Genomic DNA, 17331 nt, shown 5'->3' on the forward strand with positions numbered 1-17331 from the left:
GTGGGGGATTTCAGCGAGCGGATACGCGAGGCGCTGGCGGCGATTCAGGCTGCCGGCACGCTCGACGAACTGGAATCGCTGCGCGTCCAGTTGCTGGGCCGCAAGGGAGAGATCACCGCGCGGCTGAAGGCAGTGGGCGCGTTGCCGGCGGCTCAGAGGCCGGCGGCCGGGAAGGCGGTCAACCAGGCCAAGAACGAAATTGGCGCCGCGATTGCCGCGCGCAAGCAGGCGCTGAGCGAACACCGCCTCGATGCCGCGTTGAGCGCCGGCGGTCTCGATGTAAGCCTGCCGGGGCGGGGCGCGCGTTCGGGGGCCGAGCACCCTTTGAGCCGCACCATCCGGCGGGTGCGCGCCATTTTGGGTGGGGCCGGTTTCGCGGTGCGGTCCGGCCCGGAGGTCGAGGACGAGTTCCACAACTTTACGGCGCTCAACATGCCGTCCGAGCATCCGGCGCGGGACATGCACGATACCTTCTACCTGCCTTCCGGCCGTTTGCTTCGCACCCATACCTCTCCGGTGCAGATTCGCGCGATGCTGGCCGAAGGGGCGCCGCTTAAGGTGATTTCCCTGGGGCGTGTGTTCCGGCGGGACTCGGACCAGACCCATACGCCGGTGTTTCACCAGGTGGAAGGTCTGGCGGTGGATGAAAACCTTAGTCTGGCCAACCTGAAGTCGCTGCTGCACGAATTCGCCGAGCAGTTCTTCGAACGCAAGGTCGAGGTGCGGTTTCGCGCATCCTATTTCCCGTTCACCGAGCCTTCCGCGGAAATGGACGTGCGCTGGGACAGCGGAGGATGGTTGGAAATCCTGGGCTGCGGGCTCGTGCATCCCGAAGTGCTGCGCCATGGCGGCGTTGACCCCGAGCAGTACACCGGCTATGCCTTCGGCATGGGCGTGGAGCGCATGGCCATGCTGCGCTATGGCGTGCGGGACATCCGCCGCTTTTTCGACAACGACATCCGTTTTCTGGCGCAGTTCGCGCCATGAAGATCGACGTTGCCTGGCTTCGGGACTGGTGCAGCCCGCAAGCCGAAGATCAGGAGTTGGCCGACCGTCTCACCATGGCGGGGCTGGAGGTGGACAGTCTGACCCGCGCCGGCGATGGGTCCGTGATTCTGGAGCTGGCGCTCACGCCCAACAGGGCCGACTGTTTTTCGGTGCGCGGCGTAGCGCGCGAAGTCGCCGCACTGTTCGGCGCAAGGCTGACCGAGCGCGAGCAGCCCGCCGTGCCGGCAAGCAGCACTGCCAGCCGCGAGTTGCGGCTGGATGCGCCGGAAGGCTGCGCTCGGTTTGCCGGGCGCGTCATAGAAGACCTGGACGCTGCTGCCGAAACTCCGGATTTCATCGCCCGCAGGCTCGCGGCGGCGGGGGTCCGCCCCTTGCATCTGCTGGTGGACATAACCAACTACGTGATGCTGGAACTCGGGCAGCCGATGCATGCCTACGACCTTGAGCGTCTGCAAGGCGCGTTGTGCGCGCGCTGGGCCAGGCAGGGCGAAGCGCTGACGCTTCTGGACGGCGCCGAGCTGAAGCTGGATTCCGACGTGCTGGTGATTGCCGATGAACGGCGGGCGGTTGCCGCCGCCGGCGTTATGGGTGGCCTGGATAGCGCGGTTACCGACGACACCCGTGCGGTGTTGCTTGAATCGGCGTTCTTTGCGCCGGCCGCCGTGGCCGGCAGGGCCCGCCGCCTGGGGCTGCAAACCGAAGCCTCGCTGCGGTTCGAGCGGGGCGTCGATCCTGCGGCTCAGGTCGAAGCCCTGGAGCTCGCCACCCAACTGATTCTGGAATCCTCCGGCGGCCGCGCCGGGCCGGTGGTGGATTCCGTGCATGGCGATCTCCTGCCGCGTCGCGAGAAGATTGTCTTGCGCCGAGAGCGCTTGGCGCGGATGTTGGGTTTGACGCTGCCCGACGCGGAGGTTGCGGCCATCCTGCGCGGCTTGGACATGAACGTGCGGCAGCTCAAGGCGGGCTGGCGGATCACCCCGCCATCTTTCCGCTTCGACCTGGAACGCGAGGCGGACCTCGTCGAGGAGATCGCGCGCATTCATGGCTACGAGAATATTCCGGCGACGCCGGCGCGCTGGAGCGCGCATCCCGCGCCGGCCACGGAACAGCGGGTGGACACGGATCGCATCCGGGCGCTGCTGGTTGATCGAGGCTATTGGGAGTGCGTCAACTACAGCTTCCTCGACGAGGACACGCACCGCGCGTTTCATCCCGGAGAGCCGGAAATCCGGTTGTCCAATCCGTTATCGAGCGAACTCTCGGTGTTGCGGAAATCGCTTTGGCCAGGCCTGCTGCGCAACTACCGCGACAACCGGGGTCGCGGCGCCATGCGGGCGCGCTTGTTCGAGATTGGCGTGTGTTTTTCCGGACAACCCGGGGACGTCGCCGAACAAACATGGCTCGCTGGCCTGCAAGCCGGAGACGCCTTGCCGGAGCAGTGGGGCAGCAAGAGCCGGGAGGCGGATTTCTTCGATGCGCGCGGCGACGTCGAAGCGATCCTCGGCCTGTCGCCATTGGCCGGCCTGTTTCGCCTGGAAGCAGAAGCGCACCCGACCCTGCGCCCCGGGCGTTCGGTCCGCATCCTGCGCGACGGACAAGCGGTCGGCTGGCTGGGCGAGCTGCATCCGCGGCTGGCCGGCGGCGCGCCCGCGCCCTGTATTTTCGCCTTGCGGCTGGATGCGATCCGCAAGTCCCGGCCCGTCTCGACGGCGCCTGTATCGCGTTTTCCCGCGGTTCGCCGCGACCTCTCGCTGGTTTCCCCGCAGACCGTTCCGGTGGGCGAAATGCTGGCCGCGATCCGCTCGGATGGTGGGGAGCTGCTGCGCGAAGTTTTCGTGTTTGATGTCTATGAAGGCGGCAAAAGCTTGCAGCCTGATACAAAAAGCATTGGTTTAGGCTTGATTTATCAGTCAATGTCGCGCACACTAACTGATGAGGAAGTGGACAAAGCCGTAGCCGGCGCCGTTTCGCTTCTTGGCACGAAGTTTGGGGTCAGCGTTCGCGAATGAAACGAAAAATGCTTACCCGCGCTGGGATCGTCGGTTCCCTGAATGCTCATATCGGCTTGAGCAAGCAGGAAAGCGCGATGGTGGTCAACGAGGTATTCGAGAGCATCAGCGATGCGCTTGAGAAAGGTCAGCGCGTGAAGATTTCGGGTTTCGGCAACTTCGATTTGCGCGACAAGGGCGAGCGCCCCGGGCGCAATCCACGCACCGGCGAGAGTATTCCGATCAGCGTGCGCCGCGTGGTGACGTTTTCCGCGGGGCAGAAACTGCGGCAACTGGTGGAAGCGGGTGCTGGATCAGATTGATCAGGACGTCAAGCTGCCGCCGATTCCGGCCAAGCGGCATTTCACGATAGGCGAGGTCAGTACGCTTTGCCGGGTCGAGCAGCATGTTCTGCGCTACTGGGAAAAGGAATTCCCGCAACTGAACCCCACCAAGCGGCGCGGCGGCCGCCGATATTACCAGGCGCAGGACATCATGCTGATCCGGCAGATTCGCCATTTGCTGCAGGTGGAAGGCTATACACTGGCCGGCGCGCGCCAGCGGCTGGCCGGGGAGAAACGGCGCGAAGACCAGGGGCAGCTCAAGCAATTCGCGCGCCAGATGCGCTCGGAGTTGGAAGCACTGCAGCGCTTGCTCAAGTAGCCCCAGGCGATAGAATGAGCGCCCGGTTCGGGGCGTGGCGCAGTCTGGTAGCGCACCTGCATGGGGTGCAGGTGGTCGGAGGTTCAAATCCTCTCGCCCCGACCATTTCCCCGGATCGTTCGGCTTATGGGTCAAGTTCTGCAACGTAGCTCCCTGCTGGTGCTGGTGGCCGCGGTCAGCGTGGCCTTCGTGCTGCTGCTCGCCGACCTGCTGCTGGCGGTGTTTTGGGCGGCAGTGCTCGCGGTTCTGTTTCATGGCCTGTACCGGCGCCTGCTGCCCCTTCTACTCGGCAAGCCGCCGCTGGCCGCAAGCGCCGTACTGCTGATTGTGCTGTTGGGCGTGGTCGCGCCGGTGCTGCTGCTGGGTTGGGCCGTGGTGCGCGAGGCGACGCTGTTCTATGCCGCCGTGGAAGGGGGCGCGTTCGATCCTGCGGCGCCGCTGGAAAGGGTCGGCGCATGGGTTCCCTGGGTCCGGGACTGGCTGGAGTCCTTGGGTCTTAGCCTGGAACAGGTCCGCGAAGGTCTGGTTTCGGCGGCGGCCAATGCCGGCAAGTTCGCGGCCACCGGACTGGTAGCCGCCGGCCAGGGAGCGCTCAAGCTGATCCTTCAGCTAGTGATCATGCTCTACCTCTTGTTCTTCTTCCTGCGCGACGGCGAGAAACTCATTTCATTGCTCGTGCGGATACTGCCGCTGGGCGACGCGCGGGAATACGAATTGTTCGCGCAATTTGCAACGGTCTCGCGGGTAAGCGTCACTTCCACCGCTGTAATCGGACTGGTGCAGGGCGGCCTGGGTGGCGTGACGCTGGCGTTGCTGGGCGTGGGAAGTCCGGTTCTGCTGGGCGTGTTGATGGGGCTGTTGTCGATTGTGCCGGCCGTGGGGCCGGCGCTGGTGTGGGTGCCCGTGGCGATCTGGCTGTTCGCCTCCGGGGCCTGGATTCAGGCCCTGATCCTGGTAGCTGTCGGCGTGCTGGTGGTGGGCTTGGCGGACAATCTCCTGCGTCCCATGCTGGTCGGCAGAAAAGCGCGATTGCCTGACTATGTCATTCTCATGGCAACCCTCGGCGGGTTGTCGGCATTCGGATTCTCGGGGCTGGTTATCGGGCCGGTCCTGGCGGCCTTGTTCTTCGTTTCCTGGCGCTTGTTCGAGGAGGAGTTCTCGCCCGCGGAAATCCGGGATGAGACGTGAACGCGCCGACGCTTGCCGAGGAGCTTGCCTCCATCGTAGGCGAGGCCCACTGCGTAGATGATCCCGCGGCACTGCAACCCTATCTGGAGGAGCCGCGCGGACGCTACCAGGGACAGGCGACGCTGCTGGCGGCGCCGGGCAGCGCCGAGGAAACGGCCCGCGTGCTGGCATGCTGCAATCGGCGCGGTGTCGGCGTGGTGCCGGTGGGTGGCCGCACCGGCTTGTGTGGCGGAACCCATACGCGTCCGGGCGACCTGCTGCTGAGCCTGCATCGTCAAAGGCGGGTGCGTCGCATCGAATCCGGACACCTGACCGCGGAAGCCGGCTGTGTGTTGTCCACCTTGCAGGAGCAGGCAGCCCAAGTGGGCGGCATTTTCCCTTTGAGCCTGGGATCGGAAGGGAGCTGCCAGTTGGGCGGCGTGCTGTCCACCAACGCCGGCGGCATTCACGTATTGCGTTACGGCATGGCGCGCGGACTGGTGCTGGGCTTGGAAGTTGTACTCCCCGACGGCAGTTTGCTTTCCGATCTCAAGCCGCTGGCCAAGGACAATACCGGCTACGACGTAAAGCAGTTATTCATCGGCTCCGAAGGCACCCTGGGCGTGATTACCGCGGCCACCGTGCGGCTTTTTCCGAATCCAGGTGCGCGAGTTACTGCGTTGCTGGGAGTGGACTCCCCCTTGCAGGCCGTTTCGTTGTACGACAGCGCAGAGGCTGCCTTGGGAAGCGAGCTCAACGCCTTCGAGCTGGTGTCGCGCCGCGCCGCGCAACTGTGCGAGGAACACCTGGACGGGGTCTCGATTCCGGCCGACATGAAAGCACCCTGGCTGCTCTGCGTCGAAGTGGCCGGGAGCGGCGAGGAAACGGCGCTCAGTGAGCGGTTCACGGCTTTTCTGGAGGATGCGTTGCAAACGGGCGCGCTGCAGGAGGCCGTATGTGCCGCCAGCGAGGCCCAGAGCGAGGCGATCTGGCGCCTGCGGCATGGCGTGCCGGAGGCCGTGCGCCATGCCGGGGCGGCGCTGCGTCACGACCTTGCGGTTCCCGTGGAGCGGATTCCGGAGTTTCTGGAGTCGGCCCAGGCACTGTGCCGGGAATATCTGCCGGGCGCGGAACCGGCGCCATTCGGGCACGTGGGCGACGGCAATCTGCATTACACGGTCTGTTGTCCCAGGCTCATGGACCGGGAACGGTTCTTGCGCCAAGGCGAAGCTTTCAGCGCCGCGCTGCGGGAGCAGGCTTGGTCGATGGATGGCAGTTTCAGCGCCGAACACGGCGTAGGACTGCTGCTGAAGGACGAGCTTCAACGGCTCGGAGATCCGGTAAAACTCGGCGTGATGCGCGCGGTCAAGCGCGCCTTGGATCCGCGCGGCATCATGAATCCCGGCAAGGTGGTGGAAGCATGAGCGCGCCTTGGGCAGTGCTCAAGTTCGGCGGCGCCAGCGTGGCCGGGGCCGGCGGCTGGGAAACGGTGGGCCGTCTCGTTCGCCGACGCCAGGAACAGGGCTTGCGGCCTATCGTTGTGCATTCGGCGCTGGCCGGCGTGACCGACGAGCTGGAAGCCCTGGTTGAGCTGGCGCGCCGCAACGCACATGCCGAGCGGGAGCAGGCATTGGCGGACCGCCACCTGGAGCTGGCGCGCGAGCTGGACATTCCCGACCCGGCCGCTTGCCTCGAAGCCGAGCTGGATAACCTGGCGCAATTGCTGCGCGGCATCGCGCTGACCGGCGAAGCGGGCTACCGGGCGCGGGTCAAGGTGCTGGCTCTGGGTGAACGCCTGGCCGGCCGGCTGGGCGCAGCAGCGCTGTCGAGTCAGGGGATAGCGGTTGCTCCGGTCAACCCGGCGCGCTTGCTGCGGGCCGAGGAACGCGGCTGGGCAAGCGAACGCGACGCCATGCTGAATGCGGCCTGCGCCCACGATTCCGACCCCGAAGCGGCGGCCTTGCTTGATGAACTGAGCGGCGTGCCGCTCACACAGGGCTATATCGCGCGCAGTGCCGAGGGCGACGAAGTGCTGCTGGGACGCGGCGGCTCGGACGTTTCTGCGGCCGCGCTGGCCGCATCCATCGGCGCCTCCCGGCTGGAAGTATGGACCGACGTGCCAGGCGTGTTCAGCGCCGATCCCAAAGCGATAAGCGGCGCGCGGCTGTTGCGCAGACTCAGCTATGCCGAAGCGCAGGAAATCGCCACCTCCGGCGGCAGTGTGCTGCACCCGCTCACAATCCCGCCGCTGCGCGCCCAGCGTATTCCGCTCACCGTCCGCTCGACCCTGCACCCGGACCTGCCCGGCACCCACATCGGCCCTGCGGAAGGTCCCGACAGCGCGCAGGTCAAGGCGGTCATGTTACGCAGCGGTGTGACCCTGGTTTCCTTGGAAACGCTCGGCATGTGGCGCCGGGTGGGCTTCCTGCAAGAGGTGTTCACCTGCTTTGGCGCACTCGGGCTGTCGGTGGACCTGGTTTCCACCTCCGACAGCAACGTGACGGTGACGCTGGACGCCGACCCCGAAGCGCTCGTGCCGGCGCTGATGGAGCGTCTTCGCGCCGAGCTCGGCCGCATAGGCGAGGTGCGCATAACTACCAATACCAGCGTCGTTACGCTGGTGGGCCGGCGCATCCGCGCCGTGCTGCATGAAGTGGGGCCTGCTTTGGAAGCTTTTCGCGAGCAGCCTATCCATCTGCTCAGTCAGGCGGCCAGCGATCTCAATATCAGTTTCGTGGTGGACCCCGGCCAGGCGCGGCGTCTGGCCCAGCGCCTGCACGGGCGCCTGATTGCGCCCGACGCCGGCGACGCTGCCTTCGGCCCGGCGTGGGAGGAGCTGACGCAACCGACGCCGGCGGCTGCAGACGCACCGCAGGCGCCCTGGTGGATGCAGCGCCGTGACGAATTGCTTGCGCTTGGCGCGCAACACGGCGCGGTGTACGTATACAGCCTGGAACAGGTGGCCGCGGCGTGCGGGCGGCTCAAGAGCCTGAAATCTATCGACCGGGTCTATTACGCCATCAAGGCCAATGCGCATCCGGCCGTGCTCCAGCGCGTGCGCGCCTGCGGCCTGGAGTTCGAATGCGTCTCGCCCGGCGAATTGCGTCTGCTTGAGTCGCTGTTTCCGCAGCAGGATGCGGGCCGGGTGCTGTTTACGCCCAATTTCGCCCCGCAGGCCGAATACCGCGAAGCGCTCGACGCGGGCGCGCTTGTAACCGTGGACAATCTTGGCGTGCTCGAGAATTGGCCGGAGCTGTTTGCGGGACGGGAGATCTTTCTGCGACTCGACCCGGGCGTGGGCCGCGGGCTGCACCGGCATGTGCGAACGGCGGGCGTGCATTCCAAGTTTGGTGTGCCGCTGTTCGAAGTCGCCCGCGCCGCCAAGGCTGCCAGCAGCGCTGGTGCGAAGGTGGCCGGCCTGCATGCGCACATGGGCAGCGGCGTGATGGACCCGGGTGCCTGGGTTCCGATAGCGGAAACGCTACTGGAATGCGCCGATCATTTCCCCGAGGCGCGCGTCATCAACCTGGGCGGCGGCCTGGGCGTGCCTCAGTACGCGACCGAACCCGGGTTGGACTTGGCAGCCGTGGACGCAAACCTGGCCCCGTGTCGCGCCCGGGCGCCGGATGGGATGGAGTTCTGGCTGGAGCCGGGACGCTACGCGGTGGCGGAAGCCGGAGTGTTGCTGGCTCGGGTAACGCAGGTTAAGGGCAAGACCGGCGCCTCCTACGTGGGCGTGGAAACCGGCATGAACTCGTTCTTGCGCCCGGCCCTTTACGGCTCCTATCACGAGGTTTACAACCTGAGCCGGCTGGACCACCCGGCCACCCGCCTGGTGAACGTGGTCGGACCAATCTGTGAGAGCGGGGACGTGCTGGCACGCGACCGCATGCTTCCCGAATGCCGCGAAGGCGACGTGTTGCTGTTCGCCAACGCGGGAGCCTATGGGCGGGTCATGGCTTCGGGCTATAACCTGCGCGAACCGGCCAGCGAGGAGGTGATCGAGTGAGCAAGGCAAGCAAGGCAGAGGCGCTTGAGGTCCTGCTGGAACTGGAGACCGTGATCCGCGCGCGCGGCGCGGCGGAGCCGGAGGAAAGCTATACGGCTCGGCTGCTGGGCGGCGGGATGCAGCGCGTGGCGCAGAAGTTCGGCGAAGAGTCGGTGGAGCTGGCGCTGGCCGCTGCCGCGGGCGACCGCGAGAATGTGCGCGCCGAGGCTGCCGACGTGATTTACCACCTGCTGGTGCTGCTCGAAGGCAGCGGTGTCTCGCTGGCCGAAGCGCTCGACGAACTGCGCGCGCGGCGCCGCTGAAGGCGCCGGCTGCCCCGGGGCTTCAGTCCCGGACAGACAGGCCGACGGCGCTCAGGTAAGCCTTGAGGTGGGGAATCGCGATTTCGCCGGAGTGAAACACGCTGGCTGCCAGTGCGCCGTCCACGCGCGCCTGCCGGAAAACGTCGGCGAAGTGTTCCGGCGCTCCTGCACCGCCTGAGGCGATCAGCGGTACGCGACAGCGTTCGCGCGCGGCGGCTAGCTGCTCGATGTCGTAGCCTTCGCGCACGCCGTCCATGTTCATGCAGTTCAAGACGATTTCGCCGGCGCCGCGGTCCTGCGCCTCGCCGATCCAGTCGAGCGTGCGACGCCCCGCCTCGCGGCTCAGTGTCGGATCGCCGGTAAGTTCATGCACATGCCATTCGCCGGCGTTGCCGCTGCTGTCGATGCCCACCACCACGCACTGCGAACCGAAGCGCCGCGCCAGTTCACCGATCAGACCGGGGTTGGCCAGCGCCGGGCTGTTGATCGAAATCTTGTCCGCGCCGTTCATCAGCACTTCTTCGGCCGCGTCCACGCCACGGATGCCGCCGGCCACGCAGAACGGGATGTCCAGCACTTCGGCCACGCGCCGTATCCAACTGCGGTCCACCGAGCGCCCATGGGGACTCGCGGTGATGTCGTAGAACACCAACTCGTCGGCATGTTCCTGGCGGTAGCGTTGCGCCAGCTCCATGATTTCGCCCATCACGCGGTGCTCACGAAAGCGTACGCCCTTCACGACCTGACCATCGCGCACGTCGAGGCAGGGAATTATTCGCCGCGCCAGCACTGTCGCGCTTCCTCTTCGCTGATGCGGCCATCGAGCAGTGCCTTGCCGGACACCGCGGCGGCCACGCCGGTTTCCGCCAGCGCCTTGAGATCGCCGGCGCTCGAAACGCCGCCGGAGGCAATGACGAATGCCTGCGGCGCATGGCGCGCGCAGCGCGCATAGAGCTCCGTATTGGGTCCGCCGAGCATGCCGTCGCGCGTCACGTCGGTACAGAGAAACCAGACCACGCCCTGTTCCTGCAGCCGATCCATCAGCTTCCACAGAGAGCGTCCGCTGCTACGGGTCCAGCCTCGGGTCAGCACTTCGGGTTCGGGACCCGGGCGCACGTCCAGAGCCGCCACCAGGCGGTCGGCGCCGTGCTCCTTGATCCAGCGGCGGGCGCGCTGCGGCTCTTCGGCCAGCGCGCTGCCGGCAACTGCGCGCCGCGCGCCGCTGGCCAACACCGATACGAGGGTTTCATCGTCGCGGATGCCGCCGCCCACTTGCACGGCCAGGGGCGTTTCGCGCGCCACCCGCTCTATGGCCGCGGCGTTTTCGCGCCGCCCCGAGCGGGCGCCGTCGAGGTCCACGGTATGCAGGCTGCGCGCCCCCAGGGTCGCCCATCTCCGGGCCAATTCGAGCGGTGTCTCCGCATAGAAGGTGGGGTCGCGAAAGCGTCCTTGGCGCAGGCGCACGACCCGGCCGCCCATCAAGTCTATGGCCGGGATCAACTCCACGCTATGAGCCCAGGAACGCCGCGCCGACGGAATAGGGCGGGACGCCCGCTGTATTGCGCGTTCTCACAAACCGTTTGCCGGTTGCATGCATTGTGGGCCAAGAAAGTTGCCGAGCACGAGCTGGCCATCCTCGCCCGATCTTTCGGGGTGGAACTGCACGCCAAAGAAGTTGTTTCTGTGTACCACCGAGGCGAATGGCGCGCCATGCTCGGTGACCCCGATGCAGTCGCCTTCGGCACGCGCCGCGTAGCTATGCACGAAGTAGAACCATGCACTGCCGCGCACGCCGTCGAGCAGCGGTGATGTGCGGCGCTGGGTGACCTGGTTCCAACCCATGTGCGGTATGGCGTGCTCGCGCGAGGCCTGCAGCCGGTCAACCTGTCCCGGGATTACCCCTAGGCAGGGCGTGTTGTCTTCGCTGGAGCGGTCGAACAGTAGCTGCATGCCCAGGCAGATGCCGAGCACGGGTTGCTTGAGGCGCGGGATCAGCCTTTCCAGCCCCGCTTCCCGCAATCTGGCCATGCCCGCCCCCGCGGCGCCTACGCCGGGAAGAACGACGCGCCCGGCGTTTTCGATGTCCCCGGCGTCGCGGGTCAGTGCGGCGTCCACGCCAAGACGCTGGAGGGCGAAGCGCAGTGATGCGATGTTGGCCCCGCCGCAGTCCACCAGGGCCACCTCGGCGCTCACAGCAAGCCCTTGGTGCTCGGGATATCGCCTCCCTCGCGCGCAATCGCTTTCTTGAGTGCGCGGCCAACGGCCTTGAAGCAGGACTCGATCATGTGGTGGGCATTGTCGCCGCGCACACGAATGTGCAGCGTGGCGCCGCTGGCTTCGGTCAGCGAACGGAAGAAGTGCTCGACCAGCTCGGTCGGGAGTCCACCCACACGCTCGCGAGGAAAACTGCCCTTGAAACGCAACCACGGACGGCCGGAAAGATCAAGCAGCACCTTGGCGCTGGCCTCGTCCATGGGCAGCTCGAACGCGAACCGCCCTATGCCGCGCCGATCGCCCAGCGCTTCCTTCAGCGCCGCTCCTAGAGCCAGCGCACAGTCTTCCACGGTGTGGTGCTCGTCCACTTCCAGGTCGCCCTCGCAGTGCAGCGTCAGTGCGAACGCTCCATGCTTCGCCAGTTGCTCGAGCATGTGGTCGAAGAAACCGATGCCGGTAGCCACGTCCGCCGCCGTCGGCGCGTCCAGGTCTATTTCGACCCGGATGCTGGTCTCGCGCGTGGTGCGCTCGGTGCGCCCGATGCGTGGTGCATCGACGATCTGGCGGGCGATCCGATTCCAGCTATCTGGATCGGCGGCATCGACCAGAAAGCCGCGTACGCCCAGGTTTTCGGCGAAGGCAAGGTCGGTGTCGCGGTCGCCGATCATTACGCTGGCAGCGCGATCTACACGCCGCTCACTCATAAAGGCGTTGACCAGCCCGGTGAGCGGCTTGCGGCAATCGCAGCCCTCGCCGGGCCGATGGGGGCAGACGAATACCTCGGAGAACTGGATGCCTTGAGAAGCAAGCAGTTCGATCAGGAAATCGTGCGGAACGCGGTAAGTCTCCATCGGGAAGGTTTCGCTGCCCAGTCCGTCCTGGTTGCTCACTATCACCAGTTCGAACCCCGCGTCGCGCAGCCGCCCCAGCGCCGGAATCACGCCTTGCGCCAAGCGCAGCTTGTTCAGGCTATCGACCTGCTCGTCGGGCGGCTCCAGGATCAGCGTGCCGTCGCGGTCGATGAAGGCGATGCGCGCGCTCATGTCGAGGCCCGCAATACGGCAAGCAGGCCGTCGTTCTGTTCCGGTGTGCCGAGCGTTATGCGGACGCAGGATTCGAGCCCCGGTTCATCGGGAATCCGGCGCAGCAGATAGCCGCCTGCGCGCGCCGCAGCGGCAAAGTGGTCGGCGTCCGCAACCTGCATCAGCAGAAAGTTCGTCTGGCTGGGATAGACGGCCCGCACCTGCGGAAGCTCGGCAAACAGTTGGCCCAGCCGCTCGCGTTCGCCAACGATGGTTGCCACGCGGCGGCGTGTTCGCTCCTGCGGGCCGGGCTCCAGGGCCCGGAGAACGGCGTGTTCGCAGAGGGAGGGAAAGCTGTAAGGAGATTGCACCCGGCGCATCAGATCGATGATTTCCGGGCGCGCAATGATGGCGCCGCAGCGCACCGCGGCCAGGCCCAGCGCCTTGGACACGGTTCGCAGCACTACCACGTGCGGATATTCCGCGATCCAGTCGGCGCCGGGGCTCTGACCCGCAAACTCGGCGTAGGCCGCATCCAGCACCACCAGCGACCGGCCGCGGGCAAATTCCACCAGCTCCCGCAGGTGGTCGGGGTCCATCAGGTTGCCGGTGGGGTTGTTGGGCGAACACAGCGCCAACAGCTTCACGTTCTTGCTCCAGGCTGCCTTCAGGGCCGGCACGTCCAGCGCGAACCCGGCCTCGGCGCGCAGCGGCACTTCGATCAGCTTCACCCCTTGTAAATGACCGTACCAGCGATACATCTCGAACGAAGGAGGGCAGAAAAGGACGGCGTCCTGCCGAGCTTCGCAGAAGCCGCGGTAGAGGCAGTCGATGCCTTCGCTGCTGCCTCTGGTGATCGAGATTTCGCTGGCTTTCACGCCGTAATGCGCGGCCAAACGCTCGGTCAGGGCCTCCGGATAGAGCAGAGGGTAGAAGTTGAGATTTCCCGGCGCTGGGTCGTAGTCCTGCGGCCAGGGCAGTTCATTGGCATGCAGCCGCGCGAGACTGGGCGTGGTCGGCGCCTGATAGGCGCGCCCCGCCCGCACCGCGTCCCTGGCCAGCGACGTGACCCAGCTCATGTCGTTACTCAAGAAGGGAACCTTCGGCTGCACAGCGGGCCTCGGCGGCGCGCGCGTGCGCTTCCAGGCCTTCGATCCGAGCCAGGACGGCGACCGCCCCGGCAATGGAGTCCAATCCTTCGCGCGTCAGTTCCTGCACGCTGATGCGCTTGTGAAAGTCGGTCAGCGACAGGCCGCTGGCCCAGCGGGCGCTGCCATAGGTGGGTAGCACGTGGTTGGCGCCATTGCAGTAATCGCCGCTGGATTCGGGCGACCATGGTCCCAGGAAAACGGCGCCGGCATGCCTGATGTCCGCCAGCAGGGTGCGCGGCTGGGCGACTTGCAGCAACAGGTGCTCAGGCGCGTAGCGATTTGCGACTTCTACCGCCGTTTGCAAGGAGTCCACGATCAGCAGGGCCCCGGCCGCGAGAGATTTCTCCAGCACGGCGCGGCGCGGCAGGCTGCGAAGCTGGCGCGCGATCTGTTCCTGCACCTGTTCCGCCAACTGGCGGTCCAGGCAAAGGAGCAGCACGTGAGCGTCCTCGCCGTGTTCGGCCTGGCTCAGCAAGTCCAGGGCAACGAACTGCGGCTCGGCGGTCTTGTCGGCGATCACCATCGCCTCGGTGGGCCCGGCCGGCAGGTCCTGGGCCGGTCCTCCGGCTTCCATTGCGGCCTGTCTCTTGGCTGCGGCGACCCAGCGGTTTCCGGGACCGAACAGCTTGTCAACGCGCGGTACGGTCTCCGTGCCATAGGCCATGGCGGCGATTGCTTGCGCGCCTCCGAGCTTGAATACGCGATGCACATCGCAGCGCTGTGCCGCATACAACACTGCGGGATTGGCGTTGCCGTGCGCATCCGGGGGCGTGCACAGAATGCGCAGCGGGCAACCGGCGAGCTGCGCCGGAGCGGCGAGCATCAGCGCGGTCGAGGGCAGGGGCGCGCTGCCGGCGGGGACGTAGAGGCCGACTGCCTGCAGAGGCTGATGCCGCTGTTCACAAACGATGCCCGGCACCGGCTCCACGCGGCTGTCTGCGGGTTGCTGCGCGACGTGGCAGGCGCGAATGTTCGCCAGAGCCGTGTGGATGGCCGCGCGCGCTTCCGGCGTCAGCGAGTCGCCGGCCCGGCGAAGCTCTTCATCGCTGACTTCGAGCGCTTGCAGTTGGGCGCCATCCAGCTCCGCCTCCAGGCGCAGCAGCGCGGCGTCACCACCCTCGCGCACCTCGCGCATGATGGCGCGCACACGCGTTTCCAGTTCCGGGTCGGCCGGCGCCGCCGGACGCGCCAGCACCGCCGCGCGCTCCGCCTCGCCAAGCGCTTCCCATTCCAGCAGCGGCGGCAGCATCTGCATCAGAGCATCTTCTCCACGGGCAGCACCAGCACCGAGCTGGCGCCGGCGTCCTTGAGCGCTTCCAGTGTTTCCCAGAAGATGCTTTCGCGGCACACGGCATGAACCGCGACGCGGTCTTCGCGGCCTTCCAGGCCCATGATGGTGGGAGACTCGGAGCCGGGTAGCAATTCCGCGATGCGCTGCAGCGCCGCGCGCGGGGCATGCAGCATGATGTACTTGGTTTCGCGCGCCTGCATCACGCCGTCGATGCGGCGCATCAGCAGGCTTACCCATTCCTGGCGCGCCGCTGGCGGCTGCGCCGGACACACGAGCAGTGTGGCCTGGCTTTCGAGCACCGTCTCGCCTTCGTCGAGTTGGTTGGCCGCCAGGGTCTTGCCGCTGGACACAAGGTCGCAAATCGCCTCCGCTCGGCCGAGACGCGGGGCCAGTTCCACCGCCCCGGAAAATGGAATGATCTCGGCGCCGACGCCTGCCTGTTCGAGAAAGTGCCGGGTGAGCCGCGGGTAGCTGGTCGCTACCCGCAATCCGTCGAGGTCCGCTATCGCGGATGCCGAGCTGTCCCGCGGATAGGCCATCGCCAGCCGGCAGCCGCCGAAACCGAGGCGGCGCGCAGCGCGCGGCGCCGGTTCGTCCGCGCCCAGCCCCAAGCGCTGCTCCTCGGCCACGTTCATGCCGACAATGCCCAGGTCGCAGGCGCCTTCGCGCACCAGGCCGGGTATCTCGTCGTCGCGCACCAGCAGGATGTCCACCGGCATGTTTTCGGCCACCGCCAGCAACTGGTCGGCGCCGCGCGTCAGCCGCAGGCCACAGCGCGTCAGCAGCGCGAGCGAGTGGTCGGTGAGGCGGCCGGACTTCTGCACCGCGATCTGCACCCGCTCGCTGCGCTTCCACGTGGCGGCGTTCATCAGGAGCGCCCGCCCATGCGGTCGAGCACGGCCTCCGTGAATTGGGTCGTGGAGGCGGCGGGTCCGTCGCCGGCGATGTCGGCAGTGCGCACACCGTCCGCGACCGTCGCAGCCACGGCCGCTTCGATTTCGCGCGCGGCATCCGACGCCTGCAGGCTCAGATCGCACATCATCGCCACCGACAGGAGCATGCCGCAGGGGTTGGCGGCATCCCGCCCGGCAATATCCGGCGCGCTGCCGTGGATGGGTTCGTAGAGCCCGCGCCCGCCGTCGCCTATCGACGCCGACGGCGCCATGCCGAGCGATCCGGTCAGGACCGATGCCTCATCGGTGAGGATGTCTCCGAACATGTTTTCGGTGACCAGCACGTCGAAGCTCGCGGCACTGGTTAGCAGGCGCATGGCCGCGGCGTCCACGAGCAGATGCTCAAGTTGGAGGTCGGGGAATTCATCGGCCACGACCTCTGACGTTACCGAGCGCCAGAGTCGCGACGTGGCCAGCACGTTGGCCTTGTCGATCAAACAGAGCCGGCCGCGGCGGCGCTGAGCCAGGCGCGCGGCGTAGCGCACTATGCGCGTGATTTCCTCGCGGCTATAGGTGCACAAATCGGTGGCCGTGTCGCCACCCTCGCGCTTTTCGCCGAAGTAGATGCCGCCCGTCAGTTCGCGTACCACGATCAGATCCACGCCGGCCAGATTCCGCTCGCGCAGCGGTGAGGCCTCGCAGGCGCCCGCTAGCGGTTGAATCGGCCGCAGGTTGGCATACACGCCCAGCAGGGCGCGCAGGTCCAGGAGCCCCTGTTCGGGGCGTACTGCCGGATCGGACGGCGGCGGTCCCGGCACGCCTACGGCTCCCAGCAGTACTGCGTCCGCGTCCATGCACAGGTCTCGCGTTGCGGGGGGAAAAGGCGCGCCCAGCGCCTTGAGCGCGGCGCCGCCGAAGGGCGCCTCTTCTATTTTCAGGTCAAGCGTGTGGCGGGCAGCGACGCGGCGCAGCACAGCCAGACCCGCGCGCATGACCTCCGGCCCGATTCCGTCGCCGGGCAATACGGCAATGAGGGACGCCAATCGCTATGCCCTCCGTTCTTCCCAAGCCTTGATGCGCTCCTCCTGCTGGAGCAGATAGCCGAGTTGATCGACGCCATTCAACAGGCAATAGCGCGCAAACCGCTCGATTTCGAAGGCTGCCGGCGGGCCATGCGGTAATTCCACGCAAGTGCGTTCCAGGTCGATTACGACTTCCGCGCCGGGGTTTTCCAGTAGCCAGCGGTGCGGTTGTGGCTCAATGACTACCGGAACGAAGCCGTTTTTCAGCGAATTGTTGCGGAAGATGTCCGCAATGCTGGTGCTGATCACGGCGCGCAGGCCGCTGTCGAGCAGGGCCCAGGGCGCGTGTTCGCGCGAGGAGCCGCAGCCGAAGTTGTCGCCCGCTACCAGAATGGTGCGGCCCTGGTTTTCTTCGCGGTTGAGCGCGAAATCCGGGTTGGGCAGTCCATCCTTGGTGTAGCGCCAGTCGTGGAAGGCGGCCTCGCCCAGGCCGTCGCGTCCGGTGGTGGTGAGAAAGCGCGCCGGAATGATCTGGTCGGTGTCGATATTGTCGATATCGAGCACGATAGTGCGCGAAACGATGCGGGTGATCTTTTCCATG

Annotated in this window: 17 protein-coding genes and 1 tRNA gene; 9 read left to right on the plus strand and 9 right to left on the minus strand. The window is 66.6% G+C overall.

Annotated elements, in window-relative coordinates:
• The 9 genes from pheS (at position 1) to hisE (ending at position 9137) form a co-directional block, all read left to right on the plus strand.
• The gene (gene pheS, locus ACWCOO_RS04250; RefSeq protein ID WP_446831715.1) at positions 1-987 is read left to right on the plus strand and encodes a phenylalanine--tRNA ligase subunit alpha; all 987 of its coding nucleotides are present in this window, start codon (positions 1-3) and stop codon (positions 985-987) included.
• A complete protein-coding gene (gene pheT / locus ACWCOO_RS04255; RefSeq protein WP_446831716.1) occupies positions 984-3017 on the plus strand; it encodes a phenylalanine--tRNA ligase subunit beta in 2034 nt (677 codons plus the stop codon). Before pheS ends, pheT begins: the two co-directional genes overlap by 4 nt.
• Positions 3014-3319 (plus strand): integration host factor subunit alpha, encoded by a 306-nt coding sequence (locus tag ACWCOO_RS04260; RefSeq protein ID WP_446831717.1) that lies wholly within the window; start codon positions 3014-3016, stop codon positions 3317-3319. Before pheT ends, ACWCOO_RS04260 begins: the two co-directional genes overlap by 4 nt.
• Positions 3303-3659, plus strand: coding sequence for a MerR family transcriptional regulator (locus ACWCOO_RS04265; RefSeq protein WP_446831718.1), 357 nt, complete (start codon positions 3303-3305; stop codon positions 3657-3659). Before ACWCOO_RS04260 ends, ACWCOO_RS04265 begins: the two co-directional genes overlap by 17 nt.
• Positions 3660-3687: 28 nt before the next feature.
• A tRNA-Pro gene (locus tag ACWCOO_RS04270) sits at positions 3688-3764 on the plus strand.
• A 21-nt stretch (positions 3765-3785) separates the two neighbouring features.
• On the plus strand, positions 3786-4847 hold the full coding sequence (locus tag ACWCOO_RS04275; protein ID WP_446831719.1) for an AI-2E family transporter: 1062 nt from the start codon (positions 3786-3788) through the stop codon (positions 4845-4847).
• Complete coding sequence (locus tag ACWCOO_RS04280) at positions 4844-6250, plus strand: FAD-binding oxidoreductase (RefSeq protein WP_446831720.1); 1407 nt, start codon at positions 4844-4846, stop codon at positions 6248-6250. Before ACWCOO_RS04275 ends, ACWCOO_RS04280 begins: the two co-directional genes overlap by 4 nt.
• Positions 6247-8835 (plus strand): bifunctional aspartate kinase/diaminopimelate decarboxylase, encoded by a 2589-nt coding sequence (locus ACWCOO_RS04285; RefSeq protein ID WP_446831721.1) that lies wholly within the window; start codon positions 6247-6249, stop codon positions 8833-8835. The genes ACWCOO_RS04280 and ACWCOO_RS04285 overlap by 4 nt, the downstream gene beginning before the upstream one ends.
• On the plus strand, positions 8832-9137 hold the full coding sequence (hisE, locus tag ACWCOO_RS04290) for a phosphoribosyl-ATP diphosphatase (RefSeq protein WP_446831722.1): 306 nt from the start codon (positions 8832-8834) through the stop codon (positions 9135-9137). Before ACWCOO_RS04285 ends, hisE begins: the two co-directional genes overlap by 4 nt.
• 22 nt (positions 9138-9159) lie before the next feature.
• On the opposite strand, the gene hisF is transcribed toward hisE, so the two are convergent.
• From hisF to leuD, 9 genes are all read right to left on the minus strand, one after another.
• Complete coding sequence (gene hisF / locus ACWCOO_RS04295) at positions 9160-9927, minus strand: imidazole glycerol phosphate synthase subunit HisF (protein WP_446831723.1); 768 nt, start codon at positions 9925-9927, stop codon at positions 9160-9162.
• Positions 9909-10643 carry a 1-(5-phosphoribosyl)-5-[(5-phosphoribosylamino)methylideneamino]imidazole-4-carboxamide isomerase gene (locus tag ACWCOO_RS04300; RefSeq protein ID WP_446831724.1) on the minus strand — a complete coding sequence of 245 codons (735 nt, stop codon included), beginning with the start codon at positions 10641-10643 and terminating at the stop codon, positions 9909-9911. Before ACWCOO_RS04300 ends, hisF begins: the two co-directional genes overlap by 19 nt.
• Positions 10644-10706: 63 nt before the next feature.
• On the minus strand, positions 10707-11330 hold the full coding sequence (gene hisH, locus ACWCOO_RS04305) for an imidazole glycerol phosphate synthase subunit HisH (RefSeq protein WP_446831725.1): 624 nt from the start codon (positions 11328-11330) through the stop codon (positions 10707-10709).
• Entirely contained in the window at positions 11327-12394 is a 1068-nt protein-coding gene (gene hisB / locus ACWCOO_RS04310; RefSeq protein ID WP_446831726.1) for a bifunctional histidinol-phosphatase/imidazoleglycerol-phosphate dehydratase HisB, read from the minus strand. The genes hisH and hisB overlap by 4 nt, the downstream gene beginning before the upstream one ends.
• On the minus strand, positions 12391-13452 hold the full coding sequence (gene hisC, locus ACWCOO_RS04315; RefSeq protein ID WP_446831727.1) for a histidinol-phosphate transaminase: 1062 nt from the start codon (positions 13450-13452) through the stop codon (positions 12391-12393). Before hisC ends, hisB begins: the two co-directional genes overlap by 4 nt.
• Positions 13453-13456: 4 nt before the next feature.
• The gene (gene hisD / locus ACWCOO_RS04320) at positions 13457-14779 is read right to left on the minus strand and encodes a histidinol dehydrogenase (RefSeq protein ID WP_446831728.1); all 1323 of its coding nucleotides are present in this window, start codon (positions 14777-14779) and stop codon (positions 13457-13459) included.
• Positions 14779-15684, minus strand: coding sequence for an ATP phosphoribosyltransferase (hisG, locus tag ACWCOO_RS04325; RefSeq protein WP_446831729.1), 906 nt, complete (start codon positions 15682-15684; stop codon positions 14779-14781). Before hisG ends, hisD begins: the two co-directional genes overlap by 1 nt.
• On the minus strand, positions 15684-16751 hold the full coding sequence (gene leuB, locus ACWCOO_RS04330; protein ID WP_446831730.1) for a 3-isopropylmalate dehydrogenase: 1068 nt from the start codon (positions 16749-16751) through the stop codon (positions 15684-15686). The genes hisG and leuB overlap by 1 nt, the downstream gene beginning before the upstream one ends.
• A 3-nt stretch (positions 16752-16754) precedes the next feature.
• Complete coding sequence (gene leuD / locus ACWCOO_RS04335; protein ID WP_446831731.1) at positions 16755-17330, minus strand: 3-isopropylmalate dehydratase small subunit; 576 nt, start codon at positions 17328-17330, stop codon at positions 16755-16757.
• Position 17331 lies beyond the last annotated feature (1 nt).

It is taken from the genome of Candidatus Foliamicus sp., from assembly GCF_965221325.1.
Taxonomy (GTDB): Bacteria; Pseudomonadota; Gammaproteobacteria; order Steroidobacterales; family Foliamicaceae; genus Foliamicus.

Coding starts and splice junctions, on each gene's coding strand:
- ACWCOO_RS04260 (WP_446831717.1), top strand. CDS start 3,014: ATGAAACGAAAAATGCTTACCCGCGCTGGGATCGTCGGTTCCCTGAAT.
- hisC (WP_446831727.1), bottom strand. CDS start 13,452: ATGAGCTGGGTCACGTCGCTGGCCAGGGACGCGGTGCGGGCGGGGCGC.
- hisD (WP_446831728.1), bottom strand. CDS start 14,779: ATGCAGATGCTGCCGCCGCTGCTGGAATGGGAAGCGCTTGGCGAGGCG.
- pheT (WP_446831716.1), top strand. CDS start 984: ATGAAGATCGACGTTGCCTGGCTTCGGGACTGGTGCAGCCCGCAAGCC.
- hisB (WP_446831726.1), bottom strand. CDS start 12,394: ATGAGCGCGCGCATCGCCTTCATCGACCGCGACGGCACGCTGATCCTG.
- hisG (WP_446831729.1), bottom strand. CDS start 15,684: ATGAACGCCGCCACGTGGAAGCGCAGCGAGCGGGTGCAGATCGCGGTG.
- leuD (WP_446831731.1), bottom strand. CDS start 17,330: ATGGAAAAGATCACCCGCATCGTTTCGCGCACTATCGTGCTCGATATC.
- ACWCOO_RS04285 (WP_446831721.1), top strand. CDS start 6,247: ATGAGCGCGCCTTGGGCAGTGCTCAAGTTCGGCGGCGCCAGCGTGGCC.
- ACWCOO_RS04275 (WP_446831719.1), top strand. CDS start 3,786: ATGGGTCAAGTTCTGCAACGTAGCTCCCTGCTGGTGCTGGTGGCCGCG.